The 13,264-nt window shown below is 68.9% G+C and carries 16 protein-coding genes and 1 riboswitch; of the genes, 9 read left to right on the top strand and 7 right to left on the bottom strand.

Annotated features, from left to right (window positions below):
* The first annotated feature begins 36 nt into the window (after positions 1–36).
* From OG407_RS29225 to OG407_RS29205, 5 genes are all read left to right on the top strand, one after another.
* Positions 37–300 carry a DUF397 domain-containing protein gene (locus OG407_RS29225; RefSeq protein ID WP_405862541.1) on the top strand — a complete coding sequence of 88 codons (264 nt, stop codon included), beginning with the start codon at positions 37–39 and terminating at the stop codon, positions 298–300.
* Positions 301–341: 41 nt separating this feature from the next.
* Positions 342–491 carry a hypothetical protein gene (locus tag OG407_RS29220; RefSeq protein WP_405862539.1) on the top strand — a complete coding sequence of 50 codons (150 nt, stop codon included), beginning with the start codon at positions 342–344 and terminating at the stop codon, positions 489–491.
* Complete coding sequence (locus OG407_RS29215; protein ID WP_405862537.1) at positions 476–676, top strand: helix-turn-helix domain-containing protein; 201 nt, start codon at positions 476–478, stop codon at positions 674–676. The genes OG407_RS29220 and OG407_RS29215 overlap by 16 nt, the downstream gene beginning before the upstream one ends.
* Before the next feature lie 125 nt (positions 677–801).
* Positions 802–1,482: an SCO4225 family membrane protein gene (locus tag OG407_RS29210; protein WP_405862535.1), complete on the top strand. Its 681-nt coding sequence runs from the start codon at positions 802–804 to the stop codon at positions 1,480–1,482.
* A gap of 73 nt (positions 1,483–1,555) precedes the next feature.
* On the top strand, positions 1,556–2,122 hold the full coding sequence (locus OG407_RS29205; protein ID WP_403592101.1) for a hypothetical protein: 567 nt from the start codon (positions 1,556–1,558) through the stop codon (positions 2,120–2,122).
* A gap of 198 nt (positions 2,123–2,320) precedes the next feature.
* Here the strand turns inward: OG407_RS29205 and OG407_RS29200 are convergent, their stop codons facing one another.
* The gene (locus tag OG407_RS29200; RefSeq protein ID WP_405862533.1) at positions 2,321–3,202 is read right to left on the bottom strand and encodes a metallophosphoesterase family protein; all 882 of its coding nucleotides are present in this window, start codon (positions 3,200–3,202) and stop codon (positions 2,321–2,323) included.
* Positions 3,203–3,312: 110 nt separating this feature from the next.
* Here OG407_RS29200 and OG407_RS29195 point away from each other — a divergent pair, with 110 nt between their 5' ends.
* Positions 3,313–3,459 carry a hypothetical protein gene (locus OG407_RS29195; RefSeq protein ID WP_405862531.1) on the top strand — a complete coding sequence of 49 codons (147 nt, stop codon included), beginning with the start codon at positions 3,313–3,315 and terminating at the stop codon, positions 3,457–3,459.
* On the top strand, positions 3,456–3,731 hold the full coding sequence (locus tag OG407_RS29190) for a hypothetical protein (protein ID WP_405862529.1): 276 nt from the start codon (positions 3,456–3,458) through the stop codon (positions 3,729–3,731). The genes OG407_RS29195 and OG407_RS29190 overlap by 4 nt, the downstream gene beginning before the upstream one ends.
* A 35-nt stretch (positions 3,732–3,766) precedes the next feature.
* Here the strand turns inward: OG407_RS29190 and OG407_RS29185 are convergent, their stop codons facing one another.
* The 5 genes from OG407_RS29185 to thrC form a co-directional block, all read right to left on the bottom strand.
* On the bottom strand, positions 3,767–4,897 hold the full coding sequence (locus OG407_RS29185) for an NADH:flavin oxidoreductase (protein WP_405862528.1): 1,131 nt from the start codon (positions 4,895–4,897) through the stop codon (positions 3,767–3,769).
* A gap of 251 nt (positions 4,898–5,148) precedes the next feature.
* Positions 5,149–6,777 (bottom strand): chaperonin GroEL, encoded by a 1,629-nt coding sequence (groL, locus tag OG407_RS29180; protein ID WP_200690012.1) that lies wholly within the window; start codon positions 6,775–6,777, stop codon positions 5,149–5,151.
* 359 nt (positions 6,778–7,136) lie between these two features.
* Positions 7,137–7,343 carry a cold-shock protein gene (locus tag OG407_RS29175; protein WP_006382349.1) on the bottom strand — a complete coding sequence of 69 codons (207 nt, stop codon included), beginning with the start codon at positions 7,341–7,343 and terminating at the stop codon, positions 7,137–7,139.
* A 453-nt stretch (positions 7,344–7,796) separates the two neighbouring features.
* A complete protein-coding gene (locus OG407_RS29170) occupies positions 7,797–8,072 on the bottom strand; it encodes a MoaD/ThiS family protein (protein ID WP_405862525.1) in 276 nt (91 codons plus the stop codon).
* 93 nt (positions 8,073–8,165) lie between these two features.
* Positions 8,166–9,461, bottom strand: coding sequence for a threonine synthase (gene thrC, locus OG407_RS29165; protein WP_405862523.1), 1,296 nt, complete (start codon positions 9,459–9,461; stop codon positions 8,166–8,168).
* Positions 9,462–9,476: 15 nt separating this feature from the next.
* Positions 9,477–9,623: riboswitch (SAM riboswitch) on the bottom strand.
* Between the two features lie 190 nt (positions 9,624–9,813).
* Here thrC and OG407_RS29160 point away from each other — a divergent pair.
* Both OG407_RS29160 and OG407_RS29155 read left to right on the top strand, forming a co-directional pair.
* A complete protein-coding gene (locus OG407_RS29160; protein ID WP_328682260.1) occupies positions 9,814–10,758 on the top strand; it encodes a glucosyl-3-phosphoglycerate synthase in 945 nt (314 codons plus the stop codon).
* Positions 10,759–10,863: 105 nt separating this feature from the next.
* On the top strand, positions 10,864–12,276 hold the full coding sequence (locus OG407_RS29155; protein ID WP_405862521.1) for a trehalose-6-phosphate synthase: 1,413 nt from the start codon (positions 10,864–10,866) through the stop codon (positions 12,274–12,276).
* An 85-nt stretch (positions 12,277–12,361) separates the two neighbouring features.
* Here OG407_RS29155 and otsB read toward each other — a convergent pair whose 3' ends face one another.
* Complete coding sequence (gene otsB, locus OG407_RS29150; RefSeq protein WP_403592083.1) at positions 12,362–13,225, bottom strand: trehalose-phosphatase; 864 nt, start codon at positions 13,223–13,225, stop codon at positions 12,362–12,364.
* Between the last annotated feature and the right edge of the window lie 39 nt (positions 13,226–13,264).

The raw sequence follows: 13,264 nt of genomic DNA, 5'->3' as shown, positions 1-13,264 counted from the left end.
GGTGACCGTTTCCCAACACCCGAGGAGAGGACGCCCATGAGGCACAACCCTGATTACGACCTGAGCACGGCCACTTGGTACAAGTCCAGCTACAGCGGCGGCACTGGCGACAACTGCCTCGAAGTAGCCCGCTGGCGTAAGTCAACGCACAGCGGCGGCAGCGGCGGGGACTGCCTCGAAGTCGCCGACGGCCACCCCGCCCTCGTCCCCGTCCGGGACTCCAAGAACCCCCTCGGCCCGAAGCTCGTCTTCCGGGCCGACACCTGGTCCACATTCATCGACGACCTCAAGCACTCCTGACATCAATGTCCCCGGCTGCGTACCGCTGGAGGCGCCACGCGATGAGCCACACCCGTTGGAAGCCGGCCCGCGAGAAGAAGCTGGTCGAGGAGTGCGCCGAGTCCCCTGAGGTCGCCGCCGAGCGCGCGGAGATCCGGCTGGCCATGGCTTCGCCAAAGCCGTCTACGACCGCCGAGTGGAACCGGGGCTGACACAGACGCAGCTCGCGGAGCGGTCCGGGCTGACGCGGGCGAAGATCTCCCGCGTCGAGGGCGCCGACACCGTACCGACCCTCCCCTTGCTGCGCCGCCTGACCCCGGCTTTGAACGCCTCGCTGAACATCGCGCTCGACGACGACCACGAGGAAGTCACGTTCACCACCCACCCGGCAGCTTGAGGGACGGCGGGAGGTAAGTCCTTCCGCCCCTCCCATTGAGTACCGGTACTCATGTCCAGGCGCGCCCCCCGGTCCACCGTTGTCCTCACCGACCCGGACCGACCGACGCGAAGGACGACTCCTCGATGCCGCAGACCTCCCGCCCGCGCCGTCTCCTCGCCCTCGCCACGGACAACTGGCCGGCCCGGGCCTACCTGACCGCCGTAGGCGTCTCCGTCGCGGCGATATTCGTCGCCCCGGAAGGCCCCGTCGCCGCAGGCCCGTTGATCCTCACGGCGCCGCTCTCCTTCCTGGTCGCGATCCTGCCCTTCGGCCCGGACACCGAGGGGCCACTACAAGCGCTGGCGATCGGCTCCTGGACCGTATGGCTACTCCTCTGCGCCCTCGCGAACGCCGCCGTACTCGGCGCCCTCGCGAAGAGATCCACGACGACGACAACCACGGCGACAACCACGGCGCAGAAGCGAACAGCCCCGGCACCTCCCACGCACGCCCGCACCCTTGCTCGCCTGCGCACCCTGCTCGCCCCTGCCGTGGACAACTGGCCCGCGCGGGCATACCTCGCCGTGGTCGCGGCCTCGCTGGCGTTCTTCCTCTGCGCCACGTACGTCCTGCCGGACCCGGGATTCGCCGGAATCTGGCCGCTGATGGCCACGGCACCGACCAGCCTCCTCACTCTCCTCCTGCAGACGACCAGCCCGCTGTTCTTCGCCGCCGCTGCGGCCCTGTGCGGGCTGGCCAACGCCGTACTGCTCGGCCGCCTCGCCCACCGGCTCCGGGCACCGGAGGGACACCCGGCCACCTGAGCGGAGAACGGGCGCCGCCGTCCCCTCCCGGAGGAACCGGCCCGCGGCAAAGCCGACTATCGTCGACAGAACCATGAACCACGCCCAGCAGACCGCCCTAGGCCGCGCCCTCCGCCTCCTCGGCGAGCACGGCGAGGCCCTCACGTCCGACACCCCCGACGGCAAGCTCCACGAGGTCAAGGCGGACCTCAAGCGCGCCCTGGACCTGCTGGACGACAGCGTCAACGGCGCCGCGCCCACCACCCGCTGCCCGGAGCACCCGAACGGCCCGGTCGACGCCGACGCCCCCGACCTCTGCCTGCTCTGCGAGACCCGCCGCCGCTCGGCCCGCCGCTCCGAGTTCAACGGCCCCGCCGCGCCCCGGCCCACCGACACCACACCGTCCCGCTACGGCGTCCGCGAGGACCGCCCGCAGGCCCAGCAGCGCTGGCTCCCCGAACTGTGGAACGGCCAGGCCTGGCAGCTCTGCGGCACCCCGCGCCGCGACCGCCACGAGGCCGAGCTGTACATCAACGCCGCGCGCCGCGGCTCCCGCCCGGCGATGGCGTACCGCCTCGTGCACGAGTTCACGGACTACGAGGTACTCCGGGTCTGGGGCACACCGGTCCACGTGGACATCGAACCGCTGGGGAATCTCTAGTACCCGTAGTACCCGCAACGCGAAGTCCCCGCCCCGCGCGATGCGGGACGGGGACTTCATTCGGAGCGCCGGGCAGGCCTTGCACCTGCATCTCCCCGCAGGAAGCGGGACGTCTTTCCTTGGACCACCAACGCAGCACCAGCCAACCGGAGTTACGGCGACGGGCTCAAGATCCACTATACCCCGCCCACGAGCCCCCTAGGGCGCATGCCGCTCAACAACCGACCGAACCTGCTCCTGATCCAACTGGTACACCGTCTCGTGCGCCCGAGGATCCCGCGCATGGAAGGTATGGAACATCGGGGCGGTCTCCCCACCCAGCTCCACAAGCGAGGCCGAAGCCCCCCGCACGGCCCGCTCCGTGCCGTAGGCCGTCGTCAGATCCATCCGGTTGACGACACCGGGCGTGACCCACACCGGAGTCGCCTCCAGGAACCCGAAGAGCTGAAGGTGGAAGTGCCCGGTGAGCACGACCCGCACGTCACTCCCCCGGATCGCGTCCGCCAACTCCCCCGGATTCCGCAGCCCGAAGGCCCGCTGCATCGGCGTACCGAGGTTGATCGGCGGATGATGAAAGGCGAGAACGGTCCCGAACTCGGCCGGAGTCCCCAACTCCTCCCCCAACCAGTCCAGTTGGGCTCGGCTCAACGCCCCGTAAACCTCCCCCGGCACAAGCGAGTCGAGCGTGACGAACCGATACCCGCCGACCGTACTGACAGCAGCACACCCGAACTCCACCGGAAACACGGCGTCTACGACCCGATCCGTACCGTCGGCGGCAAGATGCCCACTCCCGAGCACCTTCCCGAACGCCTCCCGCTCGTCATGGTTCCCGGTCGTGTAGAAGACGGGCACCCCACCCATCACCCGGGCGAACCCACCCACCAACTCCCGCACAGCCGCATACGCCTCCACCGCCCCGTCATTGGCGAGGTCCCCGGTGACGACAATCGCGTCCACCCCGCGCTGATGCCGCAACTCGGCAAGCATCAGCCGCAGCGAGTCGGTCGCGTTGATGCCGTGGCGGTTGGGGGCGTCGGCGCGTTCCAGGTGGGTGTCGGACAGGTGCAGGATCCTCATGTGCGGGCACGTTAGCCCGAGTTGGGGGCGGCGGACAGGGCCGGAGCTCGGCAGGTGGCCCTACCGCCTCAGCCCTCAGGAACCCCGCTTATGCTCGCGGCGAGGTGAGCATGAACATTTCGGACTGGGTCCACGGGGTCTGCGCCCTGGCCCACACCTGCGGCGGGGACCAAGAAGGGCAGGCCGTCCGGCCCGCGGTCCTGCTGGTGGGGCCGTACGCGTCCGCCCTCGGGTTCTTCGGACGGATCGCGGCGTGACGGGACTGATCAGGCAGTTGCGGGTCTCGCTCCTGGTCACCCTCGGGCTCTCGGTCTTCGACCTGGCGGACGCGCTGGTGCATGCCGTGTGGGCGGGCGGCTTTCTGTCGGCCCTGGGCGACTGGGGCCTGACCACGCTCGCCCTCTGTGTCCTGGTAGCTGCGGCGCACTCCACGATCTACGGCGTGGTGCGCCTGAGGCGCCGGGTGCGAGAGCGGCGCATCGGTCCGGGCCAAGACTGCGGAACGACAAGAACGGCCGGGGTCGATTAGACCACCCCGGCCGTTCCCCATCGTCAACTCGGGTGTCAGCTAAGCGACTTCAGCGCCGCCGCGTCATAAGGCGCCAGCTCCTCCACCCGCCCGGCGAGGACCTTGGCGGCCCACTCAGGGTCCTGCAGCAGCGCCCGCCCCACGGCCACCATGTCGAACTCGTCCCGCTCCAGGCTGTCGAGGAGGTCGTCGATGCCCTTGACCGGCGCGCCCTCACCCCGGAACCCCTTGAGGAAGTCCCCGTCGAGGCCGACCGAACCGACCGTGATGGTCTGCTTGCCGGTGAGCTTCTTGGTCCAGCCGGCGAGGTTGAGATCGGAGCCGGCGTCCTCGAACTCGGGGAGCCAGTAACGGCGGGTGGAGGCGTGGAAGACGTCCACGCCGGCCGCGGCGAGCGGGGTCAGGATCGCGTCCAGCTCCTCGGGGGTCTCGGCGAGACGGGCACCGTAGACGTCCTGCTTCCACTGCGAGTAGCGGAAGATGATCGGGAACTCGGGGGACACCGTCTCGCGCACCGCCGCGACGATCTCCGCCGCGAACTTCGTACGGGCGACCGCGTCACCGCCGTAGGCGTCCGTACGGCGGTTGGTGCCCGCGTACAGGAACTGGTCGAGGAGATAGCCGTGCGCGCCGTGGAGTTCGACGCCGTCGAAGCCGATCCGCTCAGCGGCAGCCGCCGCCTCGGCGAACGCGCCGATGACGTCGTCCAGGTCCCGCTGCGTCATGGCCGTACCGGTGACCTCGTCGCTGCCGATCCGCAGCCCGGAGGGGCCGACGGCGGGCGCGTCCGCGTACGGCGGCTGGCCCTGTTCGCGGACCATGCCGATGTGCCAGAGCTGCGGCACGATCGTGCCGCCCGCCGCGTGCACGCCCTCGGCGACCTTCGCCCAGCCCGCGAGCTGCTCCGTGCCGTGGAAGCGCGGGATGTCGTCGCTCTGCCCGGCGGACTCGTGGCCGACGTACGTGCCCTCGGTGACGATGAGGCCCACGCCCGCGGCGGCGCGGCGGGCGTAGTAACCGACCACGTCCTCACCGGGGATGCCGCCCGGCGAGAACTGCCGGGTCATCGGCGCCATCACGATCCGGTTCGGGACGGTCAGGCCGTTGAGGGTGATCGGACGGCCGAGGATGTCGGCCGCTCGGGAGGCGGGGGCGGTCGTAGACACGTGTGGGGGCTCCTCGGGACACCAGGCACCGGATATCGGGTACCAGCCGGTATGTGCGTATGCATTGATCATGCGTCAACGACAACCGTCCGGCCAAGACCTTCATTCCGGCCGTCCCGCACCGCGGCCTGTGATCCCGGACACCTGTGACTCCGAACACCGTGACCCCGGACATGCCCGAGGGCGGTACCCCCTGTCGGAACAGGAAGTACCGCCCTCGGTAAGACCGTTGATCAACCCGAAGGGGTCGATCAGAAGTCCATGTCACCGCCCGGCATGCCGCCACCGGCACCCGCGCCGGCACCGGCCTTCTCGGGCTTGTCGGCGATGACCGCCTCGGTGGTGAGGAAGAGCGCGGCGATGGACGCGGCGTTCTGCAGGGCAGAGCGCGTGACCTTCGCCGGGTCGATGATGCCCTCGGCGATCATGTCCACGTACTCACCGGTGGCGGCGTTGAGGCCGTGACCGATGGGCAGGTTGCGGACCTTCTCGACGACGACTCCGCCTTCGAGGCCACCGTTGACGGCGATCTGCTTCAGCGGGGCCTCAAGGGCCAGCTTCACGATCGCGGCACCCGTGGCCTCGTCACCTTCGAGCTCAAGCTTCTCGAAGACGTGGCCCGCCTGGATGAGCGCGACGCCGCCACCGGCGACGATGCCCTCCTCGACGGCCGCCTTCGCGTTGCGAACGGCGTCCTCGATGCGGTGCTTGCGCTCCTTGAGCTCGACCTCGGTGGCCGCGCCAGCCTTGATGACGGCGACGCCACCCGCGAGCTTGGCGAGGCGCTCCTGGAGCTTCTCGCGGTCGTAGTCCGAGTCGCTGTTCTCGATCTCGGCGCGGATCTGGTTGACGCGACCGGCAACCTGGTCCGCCGAGCCCGAGCCGTCGACGATCGTCGTCTCGTCCTTGGTGATGACGACCTTGCGGGCGCGGCCGAGGAGGTCCACGGTCGCGTTCTCCAGCTTGAGGCCGACCTCCTCGGAGATGACCTCGCCGCCCGTGAGGATGGCGATGTCGCCGAGCATGGCCTTGCGACGGTCACCGAAGCCCGGAGCCTTGACGGCGACGGACTTGAAGGTGCCGCGGATCTTGTTGACGACCAGCGTGGACAGGGCCTCGCCCTCGACGTCCTCGGCGATGATCAGCAGCGGCTTGCCCGACTGCATGACCTTCTCCAGGAGCGGGAGCAGGTCCTTGACGTTGGCGATCTTCGAGTTGGCGATCAGGATGTAGGGGTCGTCGAGGACGGCCTCCATACGCTCCATGTCGGTGGCGAAGTACGCCGAGATGTAGCCCTTGTCGAAGCGCATACCCTCGGTGAGCTCCAGCTCCAGACCGAAGGTCTGGGACTCCTCGACGGTGATGACGCCTTCCTTGCCGACCTTGTCCATCGCCTCGGCGATGAGCTCGCCGATCTGGGTGTCGGCGGCGGAGATGGAGGCCGTAGAAGCGATCTGCTCCTTGGTCTCCACGTCCTTGGCCTGCTCCAGCAGGGCACCGGAGACGGCCTCGACGGCCTTCTCGATACCGCGCTTGAGGGCCATCGGGTTGGCGCCCGCGGCTACGTTGCGCAGGCCTTCCTTGACGAGAGCCTGGGCGAGCACGGTCGCGGTGGTCGTACCGTCGCCGGCGACGTCGTCCGTCTTCTTGGCGACTTCCTTGACCAGCTCGGCGCCGATCTTCTCGTACGGGTCCTCCAGCTCGATCTCCTTGGCGATGGAGACACCATCGTTGGTGATCGTGGGGGCTCCCCACTTCTTCTCAAGGACGACGTTGCGGCCCTTGGGGCCGAGGGTGACCTTGACGGCGTCGGCGAGCTGGTTCATACCGCGCTCAAGGCCTCGCCGCGCCTCCTCGTCGAACGCGATGATCTTGGCCATGTGAAGTGGTCCTCCCGGACTGGGGTGGATTGCTCCGGACCGCGCTGGCGCCCGCGACGGACGGCTCGCCTGCCCCGTGGCTCCTTGCGCCACCTGGCCTGCGGGCCTCACCGACCCGATCCTTCGTTATCACTCTCACCTTCAGAGTGCTAACGCCAATGATTAGCACTCGGCATGGTCGAGTGCAAGCGGCTCCCAGGTTCTGGCGCCTTCTCCTCACGGGCGCGCGCGAGGGAAACACCAGGCACACGGGCCCTCCGGGCATGCCGAAGGGCCCGTACCCCAGGAGGTGACCCCCCAGGAGTACGAGCCCTTCGGTGAGGAACGAAGAACGTCGCTGCTGTTCGTCGGCGCGTGCTTCAGGTGGTCGCGAGCCGGACCATGTCCGCCTGCGGCCCCTTCTGACCCTGCGAGATCTCGAAATCGACCCGCTGACCCTCTTCCAGGGTGCGGTAGCCGTCCATCTGAATCGCGCTGTAGTGGACGAAAACATCCGCACCACCGTCGACCGCGATGAAGCCGTACCCCTTCTCCGCGTTGAACCATTTGACGGTGCCCTGAGCCATGCCTAACTCCCCTATTACTGGCCCTTGCACGGACCCGCACTTCGCGGATCCGGGTCAGACCTCACCCCCCACAGGATTGGGGGCGTGCGCCGGAACGCGTCGACCGCGGCCGAATGTATCCGTCCAACTGCCGTCTGCAACAGGTCAATCCGACGAGAATTCCGGGCAGGACCGGTCGGGAATATACGGAGAATTCGTCCGACTTCAGGGCAAGTCGGGCCCGATAAAGGGAACATAAGGCGCAAAATGAATGCACACTTTGGCTACTTCTCATCGCACGCGGAGCGGGTACTCATATGCGTCCGGCATGCGGAGTGGAGCGGGTTCCCCAACTGTACCCCGCTCAACCCTACAGAATTGCCCCCTCCGCTTCTCTCACGGAGGGGGCAATTCGATGAACTCTTGGTAATCGGCGTTACCGAGGGTAATTTCCGGGGACCTCCGGGCCCCCGCTCAGCCGCCGGCGACAGCCGGAATGATCGAGACGCCGACCCCGTCCGGAGTGGCCGTCTCCAGCCCCTGCTCGAACCGCACATCGTCATCATTCACGTACACGTTGACGAACCGCCGCAACTTGCCCTCATCGTCCAGGACGCGAGCGGAGATCCCGGTGTGGTTCTTCTCCAGATCGCTGATGACCTCGGCGAGGGTCGTGCCCTCGGCGGTGACTTCGGCCTGCCCGCCGGTGTACGTGCGCAGGATGGTGGGGATACGGACGGAAACGCTCATGCTCAAGACCTCCGGTCAGGTACGGCTTTTGTCTTTTAGGGGCGCGGGGAACTGCGCGACCAGCCCCCACCGGCCCGCAGACGAACAACGACGCTACGACGCGAGCCCAGCTTCCCTGAACGACTCAAGGCTCGGCCGAATCGTCGCGGTCAGCCCGGTACCGGCAACCGCATCCAGCGTCTTCAGACCATCCCCGGTGTTGAGTACCACCGTGGTCAGCGTGGGATCCAGCAACCCGTTCTCGATCAGCTTCTTCGCCACACCGACGGTCACCCCACCCGCGGTCTCCGCAAAGATCCCCTCGGTCCGCGCCAGCAACTTGATCGCGTCGACGACCTGCTCATCGTTGACGTCCTCCACCGCCCCACCCGTACGCCGGGCGATGTCGAGGACATACGGCCCGTCCGCCGGGTTCCCGATGGCGAGCGACTTGGCGATCGTGTTCGGCTTCTGCGGCCTTACGACGTCATGCCCCGCTTTGTAGGCGACGGAGACCGGCGAACACCCTTCCGCCTGCGCCCCGAAGATCTTGTACGGCTTGTCCTCGACGAGCCCGAGCTTGATCAGCTCCTGCAGCCCCTTGTCGATCTTCGTGAGCTGCGACCCGGAGGCGATGGGAACCACGAGCTGGTCCGGAAGCTGCCAACCGAGCTGCTCGCAGATCTCGTAGGCGAGGGTCTTGGAGCCCTCCGCGTAGTACGGCCGGAGGTTGACGTTGACGAACCCCCAGCCCTCGCCCGCCGGGTCACCGATCAGCTCGGAGCAGAAACGGTTCACGTCGTCGTAGTTGCCCTCGATGCCGACGAGCTCGCCGCCGTAGATCGCGGCCATGACGATCTTGCCCTGCTCCAGGTCGTGCGGGATGAACACGCAGGAACGGAAGCCGGCCCGGGCGGCGGCGGCGCCGACGGCGCCCGCGAGGTTGCCGGTGGAGGAGCAGGAGAGGGTGGTGAAGTCGAAGGCGCGGGCCGCTTCGATGGCCTGCGCCACGACCCGGTCCTTGAAGGAGTGCGTCGGGTTGCCGGAGTCGTCCTTGACGAACAACTTGCCCGCGTCGACGCCCAGTTCGCGGGCGAGGTTGTCGGCCTGGACGAGCTTGGTCCAGCCGGGGTTGATGTTCGGCTTGTCGGCCACGTCGGCGGGGACGGGCAGCAGGGGCGCGTAACGCCAGATGTTCGCGGGGCCCGCTTCGATCTGCTTGCGGAGCTCTTCGGTGTCGTAGGCCGAGAAGTCGTAGGCGATCTCCAGCGGGCCGAAACACTCCTCGCAGGCGAAGAGCGGACCGAGCGGGACGCGGTGGCCGCACTCGCGGCAGGACAGCGCGACGGCGGGGCCGAGATCGACGCTGTTCACGGGGTTCGTGGTGCTTGCAACAGTCTGCGCAGCCATGGAGGCGAGGCCCTTTCCTCATCTTCCTCACGACGCATTTCGCCATGAGACGGATTTGGCACCTTCCCGAGCCGGGAGCCTCGCCACATCAACGTGACAAGACCGGCTGGAGGGTTGCCGGGGCTTCAACGGGCCGTATCCCTCTGCCCCTCTGGATGAGCGGTGTTCAGTTGTGTATGCGGTTGTGTCACTTGCGTGAGCGTTGACGGCCCCCGACATGCGATGGTCATCAGCGTTGTTCAAGACTGTAACCGAAGGCCAGGACAGTTGAGTGAGCCGTCCGAACCGCGAGACGGATCACCTACACAGGGTGATCGCCTCTCGCCGAGAGAACGCAGAGGAGCCGCGCAACGTGCTGAAAGAAGTCGAGCACTGGCTGAGCACCCGCTCCTGGTCCATGACCGACCGGCCGCTCCACAAGATCCTGGCCGCGAAGCACCGCACGGGCCAGTCGGTCTCCGTCGTGCTGCCCGCGCTCAACGAGGAAGCGACGGTCGGCGACATCGTCGCGATCATCCGTCACGACCTCATGCAGCAGGTCCCGCTCGTCGACGAGATCGTCGTCGTCGACTCCGGGTCCACCGACCGCACCTCCGAGGTGGCCGCCGCGGCGGGCGCCCGGGTCGTGCACCGGGACGACATCCTGCCCCGCATCCCCGCCGTGCCCGGCAAGGGCGAGGTGCTGTGGCGCTCGCTGCTGGTCACCAGCGGCGACATCGTCGCCTTCATCGACGCGGACCTGAAGGAGTTCTCCTCCGACTTCGTCACCGGGATCGTGGGCCCGCTGCTCACCGACCCCGGCGTCGACCTCGTCAAGGCGATGTACGACCGCCCGCTCGGCGGCGCGGCCGGCCAGGGCGGACGCGTCACCGAGCTGATGGCCCGCCCGCTGCTGAACATGCACTGGCCGCAGCTGGCCGGTTTCGTGCAGCCGCTCGGCGGCGAGTACGCGGCCCGCCGCTCGCTGCTGGAGCAACTGCCGTTCCCGGTCGGGTACGGCGTCGAGCTGGGCATGCTCGTCGACGCGCTGCACCTGGTGGGGCTGGACGCTCTCGCCCAGGTCGACGTGGGCGTGCGCAAGCACCGCCACCAGGACGGTCAGGCCCTGGGGCGGATGGCCGCGCAGATCTACCGCACGGCTCAGCTGAGGCTGGCCCGAGGGCATCTGATCCGGCCGTCGCTCACCCAGTTCGAGCGGGGTCCGGACGGCTTCGAGCCGCGCACGTACTCCGTGGACACGGAGGAACGGCCGCCGATGGCGGACATCACCGAGTACCAGTCACGCAAGGTCGCATAACCGCACAGTTACAGGCGCTCACGGACGGTCGTATACGGACTCATACAGTCCGCCGACGGCCGTCCGTACGTTTGAGCGTTTCCGGGCCGGGCTAGGTTGTGGCGTATGGCTTCCACGGCTTCTACGGCTTCCACGCCCCCTCGCGGTGCTGCTCAGGTGCTCGTCGCGTCCAACCGCGGCCCGGTCTCGTACGAGGTGGGCGACGACGGTTCGCTGCGCGCCAGGCGGGGTGGCGGCGGGCTGGTGTCCGGGCTGTCGGCGATCGGCCCGGACGCGGGTGCGCTGTGGGTGTGCTCGGCGCTGTCCGACGGCGACCGCGAGGCCGTACGGCGCGGGGTGGGCGAGGACGGCGTACGGATGCTGGACATCCCGGCGGACGTGCACGCCGACGCGTACAACGGCATCGCCAACTCCGTGCTCTGGTTCGTCCACCACATGCTGTACCAGACCCCGCTGGAGCCGGTCTTCGACGCGGAGTTCCGGCGCCAGTGGGCGTCGTACGAGACGTACAACCGGGCGTTCGCGGAGGCGTTGGCCCAGGAGGCGGCGGAGGGTGCCGTCGCGATCGTGCAGGACTACCACCTGTGCCTGGTCCCGGGGATGCTGCGGGAGTTGAGGCCGGACCTGCGCATCGGCCACTTCTCGCACACGCCGTGGGCGCCGGTGGACTACTTCCGGATGCTGCCGGACGACATCCGGGAGCAACTGCTGACGGGCATGCTCGGCGCGGACCGCCTCGGCTTCCTCACCCACCGCTGGGCGGACGCGTTCGCGGCCTGTTGTACGGAGTTCACCGGGGGCGTCGGTGACAGCCTGATCGGTGTCCACGGCCTCGGCGCCGACGCCGACTTCCTGCGCGCCCGCTCGCACGAGCCGGACGTGGAGGAGCGGATCGTGGCCCTCCGCGAGGAGATCGGCGAGGGGCGCAGGACGATCGTCCGTGTCGACCGCACCGAACTGTCCAAGAACATCGTGCGCGGACTCCTGGCGTACCGCCAACTCCTCGACGACCACCCGGAGTTGCTGGAACAGGTCGTCCACGTGGCGTTCGCCTACCCCTCGCGGCAGGACCTCGCCGTCTACCGCGACTACACCGCCGAGGTGCAGCGGGTGGCGGACGAGATCAACTCCCGCTACGGCACGCCCGGTTGGACCCCGGTGGTCCTCCACGTCAAGGACGACTTCGCCCGCTCCCTGGCCGCGTACCGTCTCGCCGACGTCGCCCTGGTGAACCCCATCCGCGACGGCATGAACCTCGTCGCCAAGGAGGTCCCCGTCGTCTCCGACGAGAGCTGCGTCCTGGTCCTCTCCCGGGAGGCGGGCGCCTACGAGGAGTTGGGCGAGGACGCGATCCCGGTCAACCCGTACGACGTGATCGGCACGGCCGCCGCGCTCCACGAGGCGTTGACCATGCCGGCCGGGGAACGAGCCGAGCGCACGAAGAGGTTGGCGGCGGCGGCTACGGCCCTGCCCCCGGCCCAGTGGTTCCTGGAACAGCTGAACGCGCTCAAGGGCTGAGCGCCGGAGCACCCTCTCCGAAGAAATGTGACACTTGCCCCGCCCAGTGTCACATTTCTTCGGAACAGCCCCTGCCCGGTCCCGCTCAGCCCAGTTGGGCCGCGATCGCCGCCAGCAGTCCTACGACCCCCACCGGGCCGTCCACCACCAGGTCCGCCCGGTCCGAGAGTTCCGTGACCTCTGAGCTACCGCTGCACACCAGCAGACCCGGAACGCCGTCGGAGCGGAGCTTCTCCACCGCCGCGAACGCGGGGAGGTCACCCAGGTCGTCGCCGGCGTAGAGGACCGACTCGGCGCCGGTCTCGCGGAGGTAGTCGAGGAGCGCTACGCCCTTGTCCATGCCCGGCGGGCGCAACTCCAGGACCATGCGGCCGGGTTCGACGATCAGGCCGTGGCGGGTGGCGAGGTCGGTGAGGGGGGCGCGGAGGGCCTCGTAGGCCGCCTGGGGGTCGGTCGCCCGGCGGGTGTGGACCGCCAGCGCGCGGCCCTTCTCCTCGATCCACGTGCCCTGCCAGGCGCCGATCCCGTCCAGGAAGCCCGGGAGTTCGGCGCGGACCGCCGCGACCCCGGGGTGCGGGGCGGGGGCGCTGACCGTGCTGCTCACCGCGTCCCAGCGTTCCGTGCCGTAGTGGCCCAGCACGACCAGGTGTTCCAGGCCCGGCACGCCCGCGAAGCCGCCGTTGCGGACCGCCACACCGGCCGGGCGGCCGGTGATCACGGCCACGGACGCCACCTTCGGGGCGAGTGCGGCCAGCGCCGGCACCGCGCCCGGGTGGGCCCGCGCCTGCTCGGGATCCGGCACGATCGGGGCGAGTGTGCCGTCGAAGTCGAGCCCGATCACCGCGGAGGCCGGTTTGGCGAGGATCGCCTCCAGAGCCTCGCGCCCGGCGCGGGTGGCGGGGGTCGGCAGTGCGTGCAGGGGATCGGTGGAGTCCTGAGGGCTGCCCATGTCGACGACCCTATCCGGGCGGGCCCGGGACCCACACCT

This window comes from Streptomyces sp. NBC_01515 (assembly GCF_045040345.1).
Classification (GTDB): Bacteria; Actinomycetota; Actinomycetes; order Streptomycetales; family Streptomycetaceae; genus Streptomyces.
The sequence above is the reverse complement of the archived record's forward strand: the minus strand, read 5'-3'. Positions and strand labels throughout refer to the sequence as shown.